This is a genomic window from Roseateles depolymerans (assembly GCF_003387155.1).
GTDB classification, from domain to species: Bacteria; Pseudomonadota; Gammaproteobacteria; order Burkholderiales; family Burkholderiaceae_C; genus Roseateles; species Roseateles depolymerans.
On record NZ_QUMT01000002.1, the window covers coordinates 165,025 to 182,464 of the forward strand.

The 17,440-nt window shown below is 66.0% G+C and carries 11 protein-coding genes and 1 pseudogene; 5 read left to right on the top strand and 7 right to left on the bottom strand.

The features are described from left to right. Positions 1–413: 413 nt before the first annotated feature. The 5 genes from DES44_RS08755 to DES44_RS08775 all read right to left on the bottom strand — a co-directional run bounded on the left by DES44_RS08755 (position 414) and on the right by DES44_RS08775 (position 6,706). Positions 414–1,517, bottom strand: coding sequence for a hypothetical protein (locus DES44_RS08755; RefSeq protein ID WP_147307027.1), 1,104 nt, complete (start codon positions 1,515–1,517; stop codon positions 414–416). A gap of 176 nt (positions 1,518–1,693) precedes the next feature. After that, positions 1,694–2,260, bottom strand: a complete 567-nt coding sequence (locus DES44_RS08760) for a nucleotidyltransferase family protein (protein WP_058934618.1) — start codon at positions 2,258–2,260, stop codon at positions 1,694–1,696. A gap of 123 nt (positions 2,261–2,383) precedes the next feature. After that, on the bottom strand, positions 2,384–3,958 hold the full coding sequence (locus tag DES44_RS08765; protein WP_058934619.1) for an efflux transporter outer membrane subunit: 1,575 nt from the start codon (positions 3,956–3,958) through the stop codon (positions 2,384–2,386). A 14-nt stretch (positions 3,959–3,972) separates the two neighbouring features. Beyond that, positions 3,973–5,541 carry an MDR family MFS transporter gene (locus DES44_RS08770; protein ID WP_058934620.1) on the bottom strand — a complete coding sequence of 523 codons (1,569 nt, stop codon included), beginning with the start codon at positions 5,539–5,541 and terminating at the stop codon, positions 3,973–3,975. Next, the gene (locus DES44_RS08775; RefSeq protein WP_083526019.1) at positions 5,534–6,706 is read right to left on the bottom strand and encodes an HlyD family secretion protein; all 1,173 of its coding nucleotides are present in this window, start codon (positions 6,704–6,706) and stop codon (positions 5,534–5,536) included. The genes DES44_RS08770 and DES44_RS08775 overlap by 8 nt, the downstream gene beginning before the upstream one ends. 131 nt (positions 6,707–6,837) lie before the next feature. On the opposite strand from DES44_RS08775, the gene DES44_RS08780 reads away from it, so the two are divergent. Beyond that, a complete protein-coding gene (locus DES44_RS08780; RefSeq protein ID WP_058934621.1) occupies positions 6,838–7,551 on the top strand; it encodes a CerR family C-terminal domain-containing protein in 714 nt (237 codons plus the stop codon). Positions 7,552–7,686: 135 nt separating this feature from the next. Here DES44_RS08780 and acnA read toward each other — a convergent pair whose 3' ends face one another. Further along, positions 7,687–10,407: an aconitate hydratase AcnA gene (gene acnA / locus DES44_RS08785; RefSeq protein WP_058934622.1), complete on the bottom strand. Its 2,721-nt coding sequence runs from the start codon at positions 10,405–10,407 to the stop codon at positions 7,687–7,689. Positions 10,408–10,808: 401 nt separating this feature from the next. On the opposite strand from acnA, the gene DES44_RS08790 reads away from it, so the two are divergent. Together DES44_RS08790 and DES44_RS26055 are read left to right on the top strand one after the other, a co-directional pair. Next, positions 10,809–12,146, top strand: coding sequence for a class I SAM-dependent methyltransferase (locus DES44_RS08790; RefSeq protein ID WP_083525485.1), 1,338 nt, complete (start codon positions 10,809–10,811; stop codon positions 12,144–12,146). Between the two features lie 102 nt (positions 12,147–12,248). Continuing rightward, positions 12,249–12,950 (top strand): hypothetical protein, encoded by a 702-nt coding sequence (locus tag DES44_RS26055; RefSeq protein WP_058934623.1) that lies wholly within the window; start codon positions 12,249–12,251, stop codon positions 12,948–12,950. A 41-nt stretch (positions 12,951–12,991) separates the two neighbouring features. Here the strand turns inward: DES44_RS26055 and ampC are convergent. Continuing rightward, positions 12,992–14,137, bottom strand: a pseudogene (ampC, locus tag DES44_RS08795) (class C beta-lactamase); the annotation flags it as partial. A gap of 524 nt (positions 14,138–14,661) precedes the next feature. On the opposite strand from ampC, the gene DES44_RS08805 reads away from it, so the two are divergent. After that, positions 14,662–16,371: a hypothetical protein gene (locus tag DES44_RS08805; protein ID WP_147307028.1), complete on the top strand. Its 1,710-nt coding sequence runs from the start codon at positions 14,662–14,664 to the stop codon at positions 16,369–16,371. Positions 16,372–16,488: 117 nt separating this feature from the next. Then, a complete protein-coding gene (locus DES44_RS08810) occupies positions 16,489–17,367 on the top strand; it encodes a flagellin N-terminal helical domain-containing protein (RefSeq protein WP_058934625.1) in 879 nt (292 codons plus the stop codon). Positions 17,368–17,440 lie beyond the last annotated feature (73 nt).

The window sequence follows — 17,440 nt, forward strand, 5'->3', positions numbered from 1 at the left end:
CCATGGCGGCCCGTTCCTCGGCTGCGGCACGCCGCACGGCGATCTCTTCCGGCGTGCACTTCTTGGCAGGCAGGAGCGGCACCGGCTTGAGATCTCCGGCCGGCAGGATGCGGTTGATCGTCATGACGCAGCGCTTGAGCTGTGGCTCTGCCACCAGGTGTGCTTCGTAGTCCACGCCGGGCACCGGCATGAAAGCGGCCGACACCCACTGGCAGTTGCCGACGGTGAGCCGCAGGGTGCTCACCTCGGCAGGCGGGAGTTCGTGTTCCTGGTAGTACCACTGGTTTCCCATGTTCCAGCCACCGGCCTGCACCTGCCGTGAACGCTCCGTCTCGGGCATGCCGATGCTGAGGTTGCTGGCGGTGCCGGTGAGCGACTTGAAGGAATTGGCCAATCCGCCGCCCACCATCAATTCAGTGTCGTCGCTGTAGCAGGCCGCTCCCTTGTGCAGGAAAGCCGCGCCGCCGTTGACCGCGAACACGCGCAGGCGTGACGGCCGGGGCTCGCCCTTGTCGTCGAAGACGGTGGGGTCCTGCTGGAGGGCCTTGAGGCGGGCCATCGCGGCTTCTGCAGCCTGGGCATGGCCCTCGGGTGTCCATGCGGGGGGCGTCGGCCTTCGTAGCGGGGTTTCCGGCTGCGTTTCCGGCTGCGTTACCCGAGGCGGACGCGGCGGACTCCGGCATCATCGTGGCTTGAAACATCGTGCCGATCTGGATCGCGGTGGCCGGATCCAGCGCCTTGTGCAGTTGCACGGCCAGCACCTTCTGGATGTCTTCGATGCGTGCCGCCTGTTCCTTGGCCCGTGCATCAGCCTGCTGCTGTTGCAGCGCGTCGAATTCCTTGCCGCAGGTTTCCTTCACGCGCGCCATGTGGTTGGGCGTTGACGTCTGGTAGACGCCGGCGGAGCGGACCCGGTTGTACTCCGCCGACACCGAGCGAGGTTCCCCGGAGGCATCGAGCGTAGGGTAGTACACCCAGCCCAGTTCCATCACGGTCAAGGGTTGGCAGCGAAGTGCATAACGGGTGGCCGTGGACCGCGGCGCTTGCTGCTGGCCTTCCACGGCTGACTGCGAGCTGAGCACCCAGAACTCGTTCCACACCTGACCGTCCAGGGCACCCGTCAGGGCGCTGGCGGGCACCGGGTAGTTGGGGCTGATCTGGACCCGCTCCAGCATTCCGAGTGAATTGACCCAAGGCTCGCCATAGGACGTGAAACCACCCCGGGCCTGGGTCTCCTGCCAGCGCTGCTTGAGGGCCGCTTTCATCCGCGTGTCGGCGCCCAGGAAGGGCAGGCCGTCGGGAAAGTCCATGCGGGTGAAGATCTCGCTCTCCGGGCTTTGCTTGGCTGCATGGCTGACCAGGGGCAGTCCGCTCAGGATCAAGGCCACGGCACAGGCGGTCAGGCGCGGCAGGCCCATCGCAGGCGCAGTCAGGGCCCTTGCGGGACGGGTGCTCCCCTGGGCGGGGGCGGCCGAGAAGAGGGTGGTGAAAGACGGGCGAACTGTGGAAGACGGCATGGCGGTGGCAACCCCAGCGCTCTCAAGGCGCCGGTCTTGGCGGACAAAGGGCGGCAGGTTAAGCGACCCCCCTGTTCAGGGGGATCCCACCAAGAGGGGAACCGTTGCGGTCCTGGCGTCTTTCGTGAAGGAGTGCCGGACGGCGAGCGGCTCAAGCGCGTCCGGCCATGTCGCCGTCAACCTGGAAGCGGTTCCGGTGAGTGGATCGTCAGCCAGGGCCAGCGCGCCTGGTAGGAGGCGGCCTTGCGCTCGAAGAGGTCCCCGTGAGGCGCCAGGGGATTCATGCGCAGCTCGCCGGCATACAACGAGGCCAGGCCATTGGGCGCGTAGACCTCACCGCCGGGACGCACGCCCACGCAGGTGCACGGCACCAGGAACCGGTCGATGCCTTCCCGGGACGATGCCAGCGGCGCATAAGGATGACCGAAGTAGTCCTCGTACCAGAGATGCACGCGGGCCTGGTTGGTGGCCTCGATCCGCACGCCCAGGTCGCCCAGCAGGCTGTCGACGTGCGCCTGCATGCGGCGCTCGCCGTCGTCGGTGACATCGTCGGGGTTGAAGTAGAAGAGGTCGTAGTCCTGGATGTCGGCGGTGGGCGGTCGGCCGGTCTTCAGGTTCCAGACCGTCTGGAACAGGCATCCGGCCACCAGCCAGCCGTCGGGCAGGGCCAGCGCGTCCCAGCGGTCCAGGATGGCGCGGTTGTGGGGGGTGCGAAGGATGTCGGCGTAGAAGCGGTCGTGCATGGACGAGGACAGCGGAGCGGATGGGTCGCGGGGACACTTGGCCGCGGAGCGGCACCGTCCAGTATCACTGACCCAGCGGGCTGCGCACGCCCTTTCGCGTGGCCTCGTGCATGCACTTCCGGTTCATCGCTGCGTAGACGCAGGCGTTGTGCCTTTGGCTGACACGGCGGCTGAGACAGAGGCGGACGCCGCGGCATTGCCGGATACCGCCGACTCCCACCCCAGCCCCAGGCTCTTTTGCAGCGACACGAAGTCCTTGAGCAACGCCGCCTCGCCGTCCAGCGTGCGAAGCGCTGCGGCATCGCGATTTCGCTGAGCATCGAGCAGGTCCAGTTGACTGGCGGCCCCAGCCTGGCGTCGCTGCCGGGTCAGCGCCAGCGAGCGGTCCGCGGAGGCCTGCTGCGCCTGCAGATGCACCAGCGCCTGACGCTGCTGCCCAAAGCGCGACAGCGCCGTGTTGGCGTCCTGCAAGGCGCCCAGCACAGCGGCCTGATACAGCGCCAGGGCCTCATCCCGCCCGGCCTCGGCTTGCCGCACCTCCGCCTGGGTGCGGCCAAAGTCCAGCACATTCCAGCTGAGGTAGGGCACGCCCACCAAGGCCAGGCTCTTGCTGGTCAGCAGATGACCGAGGTCCGTGCCGGCCAGCCCGATGTCCCCCAGCAGCGTGAGCTTGGGAAAGTAGCCGGCTTCCTTCTGGCCGATCCGGGCCTGACCGGCGGCCAGTCGTCGCTCGGCGGCACGGATGTCCGGCCGGCGCTGCAACAGGCCTGCCGGGTCGCCCACGGCCACGCGTTGCGGCAATACCGGCAAGTGCGGCGACGTGGTGGAGAGCTGCGCGTCGAGCGCGCCGGGCGCCTGGCCGGTCAGCAGCGCCAACTGATCGAGCCAGGCGCTGATCTGCGCGGCGACATCGGCCAGCGAGGCCTGCGTGGACTCACCCTGCAGCAGCCGCTGCTCCACGTCCTCGGCCGCCGACACGCCGCGTGATTGACGCTGCCGGGTGAGGTCCAGCGTCTGTGCATCCGCGTTGGCCGTTGCGCGCAGCAGGGCCTGCCGCTGTTGCTGGGCCCGCAGGCTGGCGTAGGCCTGGGCCACTTCAGCGGCCAGGCACACCTGCGCATCCGCAAGATCCGCCTGCACCGCCTGGGCCTGCGCTGCCGCCGCCTCGGTGGCCCGGCGCGTGCCGCCGAAGAGATCGGCTTCCCAGGTCGCGTCAAACCCGGCGCTGTAGAGATGCAGCGTGGTGTCATCCCGCGTGCCGGGCGCTTGCCAGACGCCGGCGGCCAGGGCCGAGGCTGATCCTTTGGGCATCTTCTGCGCTTCCTGCTGGCGCAGCGCCGCGCGGGACTGGCGCAGACGCGCTTGCGCCGCCTGTAGCGTGGGACTGTTGGCCAAGGCCTGTTCGATCAGCGCGTTGAGCGGCGCGTCGTTCAGCAAGGTCCACCACGCGGCCGTGCCGGGCTGTGCCGGGGGCTCATCGCGGGTGTCGCGGCTATCGCGGGTGCGAGCCTTGCCACCCGTGTCGCCTGTGTCGCGAATGTCCTGGACGTCGCGTGCAAAGCGCGGCGCCTTCATGGCCTGCTCGGCCACGGCCGGGGCGCCCGCGTAATCCGGGCCGACCGTGGTGCAGCCCACCAGTCCGATCAGCACGGACCCGGCCAGCAGCACCGGCTGGATGGAGGAAAGACGTGAAAACATGAAAGAGGTCCGTATCAATGGGCTTCACTGACCGCGGGCGCCTGTCCCGGGCGCGGCGTCTTCAGGAGCAGGGCCAGGGGGACGCACAGCAGCAGTGCAACCGCCAGGGCATAGAAGGTTTCGGAGAAGGTCATGACGCTGGCCTGCTGCTGAATCTGCAGCGCGATCTCCTTGAGCGCCTGCAACTGCGCATGTGCCGCGTCGCCCACCTGTGCCAGGTGGCTGGCGGTGCTGGCGGCCACCCGTTCCTGCACCAACGGTGAATTGGCGTTCAAGGTCTCATGCAGACGGTCTACGTGCAGCGCGTTGCGCCGGTCAATGAAGGTGCCGAGCACCGCCAGGCCCACCGAGCCGCCCAGGTTGCGGGCCATGTTGTAGAGGCCGGCCGCGTCGCCGGATTCCTCGCGGCTGACCGCCGCCATCGACGCCTGGTTCAGCGGCATCATGCACAGCATCTGGCCCACACCGCGCAGCAACTGGGACATCGTGAAGTCATGGCCCACGCTCTGCGCGGTGAGGCTGATGTCCAGCAGGCAACTGACGGCAAAGCACAGCAGGCCGGCAATCACCAACACCCGGAAGTCCAGCCGCGTGATGAGCCGCGGCAGGATGGGCATCATCAGGAACGCCGGCAGGCCCGCCAGCAGCATGACTGCGCCGGACTGCTGGGCGTTGTAGCCTGAAATCAGCGCGAGGAACTGCGGCACCAGGTAGGACACGCCGTACAGGCCGGCGCCCACGACAAACACAATGAAGATGACGCTGGCATAGCTTCTGTTGCGCATCAGGCTCAGCCGCAGGATGGGCTTGGCCGACCAGCGCTGCGACAGCCCCACCAGCGCCAGGCCTGCGGCGGAGGTCACGCTCAGCCAGAGGATCAGGGTCGATTCAAACCAGCGCTCTCGCTGGCCTTCCTCCAGCACGACGGTCAGCGTGGACAGGCCCACCGCCAGCCCGACGATGCCGAGCCAGTCGGCCCGCAGGAACTGGTCCAGATGCATGCGCTCGCGCGGCAGTCCCAGCAGCAGCAGAGCCAGCAATGCGGCGCACACTGGCACGTTGATGAAGAAGCACCAATGCCAGCTGACGTTCTCGGTCAGCCAGCCGCCGACCACCGGCCCGAGCAGCGGGCCCAGGATGACGATCAGCCCGAACATGGTCATGCCCACCGGCAGTTGATGGCGCGGCAGACGGGTGCGGATGATGGTCTGCGCAGTCGGGATCATGGCGCCGCCGGTGAAGCCCTGGCCGATACGGGCCAGGATCAGCGTGGCCAGGTTGCCGGAGAAGCCGCACAGTACCGAGAACAGCGTGAACAAGGTGGCATTGCCCACCAGGAAGTTGCGCAGTCCGAAGACCCGCGTGAGCCAGGCGGCCAGCGGGATCATCACGATCTCCGACATCAGGTAGCCCGTCGAGATCCAGGTGCCTTCCGTGCCGGTGGCACCCACCGCGCCCTGGATCTGCGGCAGCGCCGAGTTGGTGATCGAGATGTCCAGCGTGGCCATCAGCGCCCCGAGGGCCCCGGCGGCGACGGCAATCCAGTCGGCGGCCTTGGCATTGGGCTCGGTGGCCTCAGCCATGTTGGTCTCCGCTCGCGGCCTGATGCGTGGCGGCGTCCTCGCGGGTGTCTACTTCGGTGGTGACGGACAGGCCGGGCAGCAGCCGCTCGCGCACAGCGGCATCGGCCAGCACCCGAATCCGCACCGGCACCCGCTGCACGATTTTGGTGAAGTTGCCGGTCGCGTTTTCGGAGGGCAGCAGCGCGAACTGGGCGCCGGTGCCGGGCGAGAAACTTTCCACGGCCCCGTGCAAGGTCAGGTCGGGCAGGGCGTCCACATGCAGCGTCACCGGCTGACCTGCACGCATGCGGCCGATCTGCGTTTCTTTGAAATTGGCCACCAGATAAACCTCCTGCACCGGCACCAGCGTCATCAGGCGCGTGCCGGGCTGCACCAGTTGACCAACCCGAACGGTGCTGTCGCCCACCCGACCGTCGATGGCGGCTCGCACCACCGTGTCATCCACGTCCAGATGGGTCTGGTTGCGGGCAGCGTCCGCCGCCTGCACCTGCGCCTTGGACTGCGCCACCTGAGCTTCGGTGGACTGGATCCGGCTGGCCGCCGCGGCTTCGGCGGCTTGATTGGCGGCCAGGGTGGCCTTGGCCTGATCGCGGGTGTTGCGCAACTCGGCCAGGCGTTCTTCGGTGGTGGCGCCTGTGGCCACCAGCGGCGCAAACCGTTCGAACTCCTGTTGGGCATGGGTCAGCGCCAACGTGGCCGACTGCACCTGCGCCCGGGCCTGCGCCCACTGGGCCTTCTGTTGAAGGATGTCCGCCTGCGCTCTCTGGATGTCCGCCTTGCGCGCCTCGATGGTGGCCTGCGCCTGCGCCAGCATGGCTTCGTACTGCCGGCGGTCCAGGCGCACCAGCGGGTCGCCGCGCTTGACGGCCTGATTGGGCTGGACGAACACCTCGGTCACATAGCCCACCACCTTGGGCGCCACGGTGACGCTGTCCGCCTTGAGATAGGCGTCATCGGTGCTTTCGATGAAGCGGCCGACACGCCACCAGTGCGCGCCATAGATCGCGCCGCCCAGCAGGGCCGCGATGCCCAGCAAAAGAAGGATGGGGCGGCGGCGGCTGGGAGGACTCGGGGGCTGAGGTGGGGCCGGAGGGGAGGCCGAAGGGGAGGCGGTGTGAGGCGTCGAGGACGGAATCGGAGCGGGGGAAGAAGACGGCGCGGACATGAACATCCATCAGTTGAATTTATTCCGGTCGATATCTTTTTCCACCTGGAAGAATTCTGTCAACTGATATATTTTGAAAACTGTGCACCGCGCCACGTCCTGGCCGCGGCTTTACCCACCCGAAACGACGCATGACCGAACGACCCGCCCGAGCCCCGAGACACCGCCCCGAAGCCGGCTATGCCCGGGGCGAGGAAACCCGCCGACGCATCATCGAAGTGGCGCTGCGCCTCTTCGCGGAGCGCGGGTTCGAGGGCGCCTCGACACGGGAGATCGCCAAGCAGGCGGGTGTCAATGCGCCGGCCCTTCAGTACTACTTCGACAACAAGGAAGGCGTCTACCAGGCTTGCGCCAAACACATCGTGGACAGCTCCATCGAGCATTTCCTCCCGGCGGTGGAGCGGGCGGAAGAGGTCCTGGAGCGGCCGGATGCGTCGCGCGACGATCTGTTTGCGGCGTTTGGGGGACTGCTGGACGCCATCGCGGAACACCAGCTGCTGCCGGACGACGCAGAGCACCGGCGTTTGTTCATGGCGCATGAGCAGGTGGGCCATGGGCCCAACCTGATCTTCCAGATGATGGACAAGACGCTGCGCCCCCGCATGGCGCGGGTGACCACGCACCTGGTGTCGCGCTACAGCGGCATGGACCTCAAAGACCCGACGCTGAGCATGCGGATCCTGATGATGATGGGCCAGTTGATGGTGTTCTCACTGGGGCGGCGGATGCAACTGGCCAAGTTGGGGTGGGAGCGCTTTGGTCCCAAGGAAGTGGCCACCATCAAGCAGGCGGCGCGGGAGCAGTGCCGTGTGCTGATGGACCATTGGCGGGAAGCGGCTGAGTAGCCTGTGACCCCTTAGCAGCCGGCCTGGGCTGAATCCGCTCCAAGGGCGTTGCATGGCCTCTTGCGAATGCATGCGGGCCACCACAAAAAAAGCGGCGCCGGGTGAGGGCGCCGCTTTTGGCGGGACTCTCTGGCGTCAGGCCGCGAGCAACTGCCGCAGCACGTAGGGCAGGATGCCGCCGTGCCGGTAATACTCCACCTCGATCGGCGTGTCGATGCGCAGGATCAGCGGCACCTTGCGGGTGGCGCCATCGGCCGTGGTGATGGTCATGAACGCTTCCGACTGAGGCAGGATCTCCGCGCCCAACTGGATGTCGATCAGCTCATCGCCCTTGAGCCCCAGGCTTTCCCAGGAATCGCCCGGCCGGAACTGCAGCGGCAGCACGCCCATGCCCACCAGGTTGGAGCGGTGGATGCGCTCGAAGCTCTTGGCGACCACCGCCTTGATGCCCAGCAACTGCGTGCCCTTGGCCGCCCAGTCGCGGCTGGAGCCGGTGCCGTATTCCTCGCCGGCGAAGATGACGGTGGGCACACCGGCTTCGATGTAGCGCATGGCGGCGTCATAGATGAAGAGCTTTTCGCCGCTGGGCTGGAACAGCGTCAGGCCGCCTTCCTCGCGGGCGCCGTCCGCCTTCGCAGGGATCATCAGATTCTTGATCCGCACGTTGGCAAAGGTGCCGCGCATCATCACTTCATGGTTGCCGCGACGCGAGCCGTAGCTGTTGAAGTCGGCCTTGATCACGCCCTGTTCCTTCAGGTAGCTCCCTGCGGGCGAGGCTTCCTTGATGGCACCGGCCGGGGAGATGTGGTCGGTGGTGATGGAGTCGCCAAACAGCGCCATGATGCGCGCCTGCTTGACGCCCACTTCCTGCGCCTGCGGCACCTGCGTGAAGCCTTCGAAGAACGGCGGCTGCGCGATGTAGGTGCTCTTGGGCCATTCGTAGACCTGGCCCTTGCCGCCCTGGATCTTCTCCCACAGCTTGCCAGGCTCGGATTTCACCTTGGCATAGTTGGCGCGGTAGGCGTCCGGGTTGAGCGCCAGCTTGAGCAGGGCGTAGATCTCGTCGCTGGTGGGCCAGATGTCGCCCAGGTAGACCGGCTTGTTGTCGGTGCCGTAGCCCACCGGCTCGGTCATCAGGTCGCGGGTGACATTGCCGGCGATGGCGTAGGCCACCACCAGGGGCGGGCTGGCCAGGAAGTTGGCCTTGATGTTGGGGTGGATGCGCGCCTCGAAATTGCGGTTGCCGGAGAGCACGGCCGCGCAGATGAGGTCGTTGTTGACGATGGTCTCGTTGATCTCGGCCGTCAGGTCACCCGCATTGCCGATGCAGGTGGTGCAGCCATAGGCCGCCACGGCAAAGCCCAGCTTTTCCAGGTAGGGCAGCAGACCGGCCTTTTCCAGATATTCGGTGACGATGCGCGAGCCGGGCGCCAGCGAGGTCTTGATGTGCGGCTGCACCTTCAGGCCGGCATACACCGCCTTCTTGGCCAGCAGACCGGCCGCCAGCAGCACGCTGGGGTTGGAGGTGTTGGTGCAGGAGGTGATGGCGGCGATCAGCACGTCGCCGTTGGCGATGTCCAGACCCTTGGGGCTGGCGACCGGGAACTTCTTCTTGAGCTTGTCCGCCGGCTGGTTGAAGCCGTTCTCGGCCACCGGCTTGCTGAACAGGCTGCTGAAGGTCTTGGCCAGGTCGGTGATGACGATCCGGTCCTGCGGACGCTTGGGACCGGCCAGGGACGGCGCCACGGTCCCCAGGTCCAGCGACACCACCTGGCTGTATTGGATGTCCCCGGTGCGGGGCACGCCGAACAGGCCCTGCGCGCGGAAGTAGGCCTCGAAGGCCTCGATTTCGTCCTGGGTGCGGCCGGTTCCCTTGAAATAGTCGATGGTGCGCTCGTCCACCGGGAAGAAGCCCATGGTGGCGCCATATTCGGGGGCCATGTTGCCGATGGTGGCACGGTCCGGCACGGACAGGCTGGCGGTGCCTTCGCCGAAGAACTCGACGAACTTGCCCACCACCTTGGCCTTGCGCAGGATCTCGGTGACGGTGAGCACCAGGTCGGTGGCGGTGACGCCTTCACGCAGACGGCCCGTCAGCTCGAAACCGACCACGTCCGGGGTCAGGAAGTAAACTGGCTGACCCAGCATGCCGGCTTCCGCCTCGATGCCGCCCACGCCCCAGCCCACCACGCCCACGCCGTTGATCATGGTGGTGTGGCTGTCCGTGCCCACCAGCGTGTCCGGGTAATAAACGGCATTCGGGCCGGTGCCGGTCTTGTGCACGCCGCGGGCCAGGTATTCCAGATTCACCTGGTGGACGATGCCGAAGCCCGGGGGCACCACACCAAAGGTGTCGAAGGCCTGCATGCCCCACTTCATGAATTCATAACGCTCGCGATTGCGCTGGAACTCCAGCTTCATGTTGAGATCGAGCGCCTTCTTGTCGCCAAAGTAGTCGATCATCACCGAATGGTCGACGACCAGATCCACCGGCACCAGCGGCTCGATGGTCTTGGGATTCTTGCCCTGCGCGGCGGCCACGTTGCGCATGGCGGCCAGGTCGGCCAGCAGGGGCACGCCGGTGAAGTCCTGCAGCACCACCCGGGCCACGACGAAGGGGATTTCCTCGTTGCGGGGCGCATTGGGCTTCCAGTGCGCCAGTTGCTCCACGTGCTCCGCGGTCACCCGCTGGCCGTCACAGTTGCGCAGCACCGATTCCAGCACCAGACGGATCGACACCGGCAACTTGGCGACGCTGGGGAACTGCTCTGCCAGACGGGGCAGCGAGTAGTACTGGCCTTTGGTGCCGGAGGCGGTCGTGAAACTGGCGAGGGTGCTGGCAAACGCATGGGGCATGGCTCACTCCTTGGCTGATCTTGGCTGTTTGGGTGCCTGGTTTTACGGGAATGTCGATCCCGGCGAGCGGGAAAGGGATTCGTGGCTGCTGACCTGACTGCTGACTCGGCAGCGATGACGGAATACGAAGCCGTCCTCGCCTGATTGTGGCGCTGTTCTCCAGCGCTGTGATGACTCTGTTGGGTGATGTGCAATGGGCAGGGGCCAGAGGGCCTCTGAGGGCAAGACGCAGACCCGGGCACAAGGATTGCATGCAGATCGCCCGGGATCGGCGCGAAGCTCGCCCAATCCCCTGACGGGACTCAGGGGCTGTGCGCCGCCGGTCCGGTGCGTTACTCGGTCGGACTAGGATCGAGTGATCACGATCTTCGTTCCGAAACAGTGCTTCAACGGGGAATCGCATGGAGCAGGAACTGCTGTCGCCAGCCAGGGGCGACGAAGTCAAGGCCCTCCCACGGCGCGAAGCCGGGCCGGTCGGTCCGGGGCCCTTGCCGCCGGCGGGACTGATCTGGCTGCAACGGCTTTTCGAAGGCTATCCCGGCAGCCTGGGGCTGCGGGTGGGCACCTGGAGCACACGGCTGGGGCGAATGGCGCATCTGGCGCCCAGCGCCACGCTGGTGCTGCAGGACCCCGCTGCCTTGCGTCGGCTGCTGCTTGGGCGGGATCCGCTGCGGTTTGCGCAGGCCTATTTCACCGGCGCGCTGGACGTGGAAGGGGACTTCTTCGAGGCGCTTCAGATCAAGGACCACCTGCCGGCCCTGACCCTGTCGTGGCGTGACCGGCTGCGTCTGGCGGTGCGCTTGCTGGCGCCGCCGCCCGGCAGCGCCGACGAGGCCCTGCAGGCGTCCGGCGTGCGACGCCATTCCCGCGCAGAAAACAAGGCGGCCATTGCCTTCCATTACGACCTCTCCAATGATTTCTATGCGTTGTGGCTGGACCCGCAAATGGTCTATTCCTGCGCCTATTACGAGACCGAGCAGACCGAGCTCGCGCAGGCGCAAACGGCCAAGCTGGACCATATCTGCCGCAAGCTGCAACTGCGTCCCGGCGACCGCCTGCTGGACATCGGCTGCGGATGGGGCGCCCTGGTGATGCATGCGGCACGCCATTACGGGGTGCAGGCGGTGGGCATCACCTTGTCCGAGCGTCAACTGGCGCTGGCGCATGAACGGGTCCAGGCGCAGGGGCTGGCGGCGCAGGTGGATCTGCGCCTGTGTGATTACCGGGACATGACGGGTGAGTTCGACAAGGTCGCGAGCGTGGGCATGTTCGAGCATGTGGGGCTGAAAAACCTGCCGGTGTACTTCGAGACCGTGCAGCGACTGCTCCGGCCCGGTGGCCTGTTCCTGAACCACGGCATCACCCATCAGGAGGACGGCTGGGGGGAGGCGCTGAGTTCGCGCTTCATCAACCGCTATGTGTTCCCGGACGGAGAACTGGACCGCGTCAGCAACGTGATGCGGGAGATGGAGCAGCAGCAGTTCGAGATTCACGATGTGGAGGGACTGCGCATGCACTACGCCAAGACCTTGCGGGCCTGGGTGGCGCGGCTGGAAGCGCGGCATGACGAGGCGCTGCAATACGTGGATGAAGCCCATTACCGGATCTGGCGGCTCTACATGGCAGCGAGTGCACTAGAGTTCGAAACGGGTGAGCTGGGGCTCTATCAGATCCTGGCCAGCAAGCGTGATGGTGGGGCGGCGCCGGTGCCCTTGACCAGGCGTTATCTGTACGATTGACTCCGCGCCATCGACCGTCTCATGGTGTTCGATCGAATGTGCGATCGAATGTGCGACCGAATGTGCGACGGAATGTGCGACCGAAAGATCCCGTTGAAACCGATGCAGTTCAAGACACTGACCCCCGACGAAGCCTTGCAACTGGCCGGCCTGCCGCTCGATTACGAATGGAGCACCCTGATTGGCAATGGCTTCATTGCGGCCTCCGACGACAGCCACCCCCAACTGGCTGACGCGCTGGAAGCGCTGAATATCTACGGGGCAGCTGACCTTTATCTGGCAGCGGCCGAACGCATCGTGGCCCGTGTCCAGCATCACATGCCTGTGGAGGACGGTCTGTTGCGACTGCAGTCGGCCTGGGCCGCCACCGTCGATCCCAGGTACTCGACGCTGGCGGACGCGGACCCCTCCAAGGTGGCCCCCGACGACGCCTGGACCTTGCCCGAGTGGCGGGTGAGGCGTGCCATTGGCGGCGTGGTGGAAAGCCTGGAAGCGGGAGAGACCTCGATGGTGCGACGGTTCGCGCTGGGCACCCTCTTGATGGCGGAACATGTCTGCGGACGGGACCCGGCGTTTCGCGCCTGGTGGGCCGGGGCGCCCCAAGCGAAAGCGCAGTCCTCTCCGCGGCGCGCGGACGATCGGGACTACACCTTCCACGACACCCAGCCCCCGACACCGGCGGAGCTGGTGGCACCAAGCCGGCATGCGCGACTGGAGGGGCTGAATCCCGCCACCAATCCGTATCTGCGGTCCGCGGCGGACATGGCGGCGTTGGGATTCACCGGTGAGCCGTATACGGTGTGAGCCCAGGGGGTCACAGCAGCGGCCGTGCTTCCCGATTGACCGTCCAGCGCCTGAAGCAGCTCATAAGCGACCTTGACCCGGTCCGCAATGGGCCACCCGCGATTGGCCAGCAGCACGATGCCCAGCCGCCGCTCCGGCACAAAGGCCGCATAGGCCCCAAAGCCACGCGTCGAGCCGGTCTTGTTGAACCAGCGTGGGCCGGAGGGCGCCTGCTTGAGGGGCATGACGTCGCTCACCACCCGTCCCATTGCATTGCCCGCCTGCAGCGGTTCCAGCGGCATCGGCCAAGGATATTGCTCCCACCCCAGTGACTGGGTCATCGGCCCGGTCTGATACACGCCCTGGTGGGTCGCCTCGAGGGCCTGGCGCAGGACCGGGTCGAGTCCCCGCGGGTCGATGTTGGCTTGCACGTAACGCAGCAGGTCCGCGGCGGTGGTGCGGATGCCATAGGCCTGCGCATCAAACACATCGGGCGTGAAGCGCACCGGCTTGTCACCGTCGTAGCCCCATGCATAGTGGGGCATCGCCCTCGCGGGCACCTCGATGTGGGTATGGTGCAGGCCAAGCTTGGGCAGCAGGTCCGATTGCACCGCGTCCGCATAACGGGTGCCCAGGGCCGCAGCGACCGCGCTTCCAAACACGCCGATGCTCACATTGGAATACTGACGCCGCGTGCCCGGCGTGTAGGCAGGTGTCCAGCGCTGCAGGAACTGGTCCATGGCCGCATCGCTCTTGATTTTCTCCGGCACCTGGAGCGGCAGTCCGCCTGCGGTGTAGGTGAGCAGTTGCAGGAGCGTGGCCTGGTCGATGGGCCTGCCGCGCAGGGCCGGCAGGTAACGCCCCGGCGAATCCTGCAGCGACAACTTGCCTTGAACCTGTGCCTGCGCCCCCAGCGTGGCTGCGAAGGTCTTGCTGATGGAGCCGATCTCGAACAGCGTCTGGTCGTCCACTGGCCTTTTTGTTTGCAATGACGACACGCCGTAATTGAAGACAAAGGCCCGCCCATTCACGGCCACGCCCACCGCCAGGCCGGGCAATTGATGGCGCGCCATCACGGGGCGGACGGCAGCCTCCACGACCGCACGGACCGAAGCGGCGTCGGGGAAGGGCTGCGCATGTGCGGGCCACTGAGTCGCCACGGCAACGACCAGCAGGGCCATTTGGGCTATTCGGGCCATTCGGGCCATTCGGGCCATTCGGGCCAGTCGGGCGGTGAAGCGGGAAAGACGGGTCATCCTGTTTCCTCTTGCAAGCACGTCGTGCGGACGGCACGACACGCGGCGAACCTTAACGGCAGGCACCGTTCCCGGTGGCGGCAAGCTGCGTTACATCCGGGCCTGCGTAACGGATTGCGGACGGTTGCGCCGTTGCAGACGGTGCATCCCGCACGCCAATGAAATCAATGCCTGCCATTGCTCGGCCTGCTCACTCGATCGCAATGACATCCACAAGTCGGAGGATGTCTGTCCAGCATTACAAGGACCGTCGCCGACATACTCCACCACTGCAGGTCAATGCAGAGCGTGTCATCGCGACCTTCATTGCAAACCTCATTGAGATGCTCATTGCAATGGTCATTGCACATCGCTCGACATCCTTCGCAATCCAGCCTTCGCAATCCGCGCATTGATTTCACAGGGAGTCTCGTATGTTCAAGCTCGGACGTCGTCCCACAATCCTGGCCGCTTGGGCGCTCTCTTCGGCGCTCTCCTTGGCAGTCTCCACCGCGGCACTCGCCGCCGACCCGGTCTGTGGCAAGCCCCCCAACACAGCAAGCAATGACATCCGCTGGGTCACCTACCTGCTGAGCAAACCGCAGGATGCCGCGCAGTGCTCCATGGAGGTGGTCAATGGAAAGATCGTGGTGAAAGCACCGACCTCCAATCCGGCGATGACCTGTCCCGACATGTTCTCGTGGAAGCTGTTTGCCGAAGCGGTGAAAGACGAGTTCTGGAAGAAATGGGCCGCCGACCAGGAGACCTGGCCAGGCGTGAGCTGCGGCCCCGGCGATTCCCCCTGTCAGTCCCGTCCTCTGCCGATCTGCTCGCCCCAGATCGTTGGCGGCCAGTGTTGCAACCCCTATGCCCAGAACAACCCGGGCTACAACGACCCTCGCAATCCAGCCAAGTACTGCCCCTTCTTCCCGGGCGATCATCTCTCCAGTTTCCCGTCCGGCATGCCGGAGCGGCTCGGGGTGGCGCCGTCCAAGGCGCACACCGTGAGTTTCGCGGCCGACCCGTTCATGCGCACCCGGCTGACGGAGGAAACGCCAGGCCGCAAGATCCGGCAGTCCATGGCCGAGATCGTGTTCCGCAACAAGCCGATGTTCGACTACGTGTTCCGCAACAACCTCTATACGCAGGAGGGCGTGATCGACGTCTTCCGTCGCAATGCCAGCAACATTGGCAGCGGGTCGTCCAGCGGCGCGCCTTATCGCGTGGCCAATGGCAACAAGGCCCTCTCCGAGATCGACTTTCCCAGCAGCTCGGTGATGATCAAGAGCGACTGGATTTCCAAGGAACGGGCCGCGCAGATGGGTCTGAAGGACGATCCGAAGAACCCCTACATCAAGATGAACATCACCTCCGCGGTGACCGACAACAACGGCACCATCCTGGAGCCCGGGGAGCACTGGCTGGTGGCGGCGCATTTCTCATCGAAGGACATTCCGAACTGGGTGTGGACCACCTTCGAGCATGTGAACAACCCGGGGCGCTGCGATTACACCGGCTGCAATGATTCCTACGGCTACCGCTCGCCGGACCCGGTTCCCAAGCAGCTGGCCACCAACTACACCAGTCCGAAGCTCAAGTGCGACAACCTGCCGCTGCCCTCCTGGGTCTTCGACCTGGGCAAGGCCTACGACGGCGGCACCATCAACGACGATCTGGCGGCGGTGTTCCGCGGCATGGGCATCGGGCGGGACGACAACCCGACCCTGGTACCCAAGTTCAGCGACCGGGCCTGGTTGTCCTACCGGCTCAAGGGCTCCCAGGTGAATTTCAGTGATTCGATGGGGCGCCCGGTCCACCTGGGCAATTCGGTGACGGAAGGCGGTTTTGTCACCACGTCGTCCTGCATGACCTGCCATGCGCGCGCAGGCACGTCGGGCACTGGCACGGTGCCGCTCGCGCTGGGGGTGTTCGTGAACGGCTTGACCGAGTCCGGTTATCTGCCGGGCAGCCGGGGCCTGCCGCTGCCCGACTGGTTCCACAAAAGCGGGCAGCCCCCGGCTTTGACGGTCCTGCAGACGGATTTTGTCTGGGGCTTTCTGACCGCCAACTGCTCCACACCGGGCTGCCAGCCGCCCACCCCGGTGGCATCGACCGGGGCGGACACCATGCCCGTCGGCGCGCCGGCCCCGGCGCCTGCTGCCCCGCCGGCGCTCCCGTCCGCCCGGGAACGTGCCAAGCGGCGATGAAGTTTTTTTGCCGCGGCATTTAAGTCCCCGCTCCCCCCAGTCGTCCTAAGCAGGTGAGGGCAGTTCAACCCGCCCCTCACCAAACAAGCGCAAGACCACTCTTTAGGAGCGAACATCATGTTGAGCCTGCACACCAATGCCGCGGCCCTGTCGACCCAGAACTCGCTGAGCTCGACGCAAAAGAGCCTCTCCACCTCCATGACCCGCCTGGGCACCGGCTATCGCGTCAATTCCGCGATGGACGACGCCGCTGGCCTGCAGATCGCCACCCGCCTGGATTCCCAGACCCGCGGCATGGCCGTCGCCCAGCGCAACACCCAAAACGGCATCTCGATGCTGCAAACCGGTGAAGGCGCCCTGAATGAAGTCAGCAACATCCTGCTGCGCATGAAGGACCTGGCCACGGAAGCCTTCTCGGCATCGTCCACCGCGACCGACAAGACCGCGATGCAGAACGAGTACGACGCCCTGGGCACCGAACTCACCAACATCGTCAAGAACACCAGCTTCGGCGGCACCCAGCTGTTCTCCGACGGCACCACCATCGACGGCTCCAACGGCAAGATGAGCGCCGCCATGAGCTTCCAGATCGGCGCCTCCGCCGGCGAAACCATGTCGGTGGATGTCAGCACCCAGCTGACCGCCCTGGCCACCTCGCTGGGCGCCGTCTCGTCGCAGTACAACGCCACCCCCGCCGCCGGTACCGAACTGTCGGCCACCGCCAACACGCTGCTGACCACGCTGGGCACCGCCATCGACAAGGTGGGTGAACTGCGCGCGTCCTTCGGTGCCGCGGCCAACCGTCTGGACCATGTCTACAACAACCTGCAGAACATGAGCACCAACACGACGGCTGCCAAGGGCCGCATCATGGACACCGACTTCGCCGCCGAGTCGTCCACGATGACCACCAAGCAGATGCTGCTGCAGTCCGGCACCGCCATGCTCAAGCAGAGCAACAGCATGTCCGGTCTGGTGATGTCCCTGCTGGGCTGATTCCCGACTCACACCCCCCTCGGCGGTGCGCCCCCGCACCGCATTTCTCGACAGCCGGGTGTCCCCCGGCTGT

Coding starts and splice junctions, on each gene's coding strand:
- acnA (WP_058934622.1), bottom strand. CDS start 10,407: ATGCCCCATGCGTTTGCCAGCACCCTCGCCAGTTTCACGACCGCCTCC.
- DES44_RS08755 (WP_147307027.1), bottom strand. CDS start 1,517: ATGCCGTCTTCCACAGTTCGCCCGTCTTTCACCACCCTCTTCTCGGCC.
- DES44_RS08770 (WP_058934620.1), bottom strand. CDS start 5,541: ATGGCTGAGGCCACCGAGCCCAATGCCAAGGCCGCCGACTGGATTGCC.
- DES44_RS08775 (WP_083526019.1), bottom strand. CDS start 6,706: ATGTCCGCGCCGTCTTCTTCCCCCGCTCCGATTCCGTCCTCGACGCCT.
- DES44_RS08790 (WP_083525485.1), top strand. CDS start 10,809: ATGGAGCAGGAACTGCTGTCGCCAGCCAGGGGCGACGAAGTCAAGGCC.
- DES44_RS08760 (WP_058934618.1), bottom strand. CDS start 2,260: ATGCACGACCGCTTCTACGCCGACATCCTTCGCACCCCCCACAACCGC.
- DES44_RS26055 (WP_058934623.1), top strand. CDS start 12,249: ATGCAGTTCAAGACACTGACCCCCGACGAAGCCTTGCAACTGGCCGGC.
- DES44_RS08765 (WP_058934619.1), bottom strand. CDS start 3,958: ATGTTTTCACGTCTTTCCTCCATCCAGCCGGTGCTGCTGGCCGGGTCC.
- DES44_RS08780 (WP_058934621.1), top strand. CDS start 6,838: ATGACCGAACGACCCGCCCGAGCCCCGAGACACCGCCCCGAAGCCGGC.
- DES44_RS08810 (WP_058934625.1), top strand. CDS start 16,489: ATGTTGAGCCTGCACACCAATGCCGCGGCCCTGTCGACCCAGAACTCG.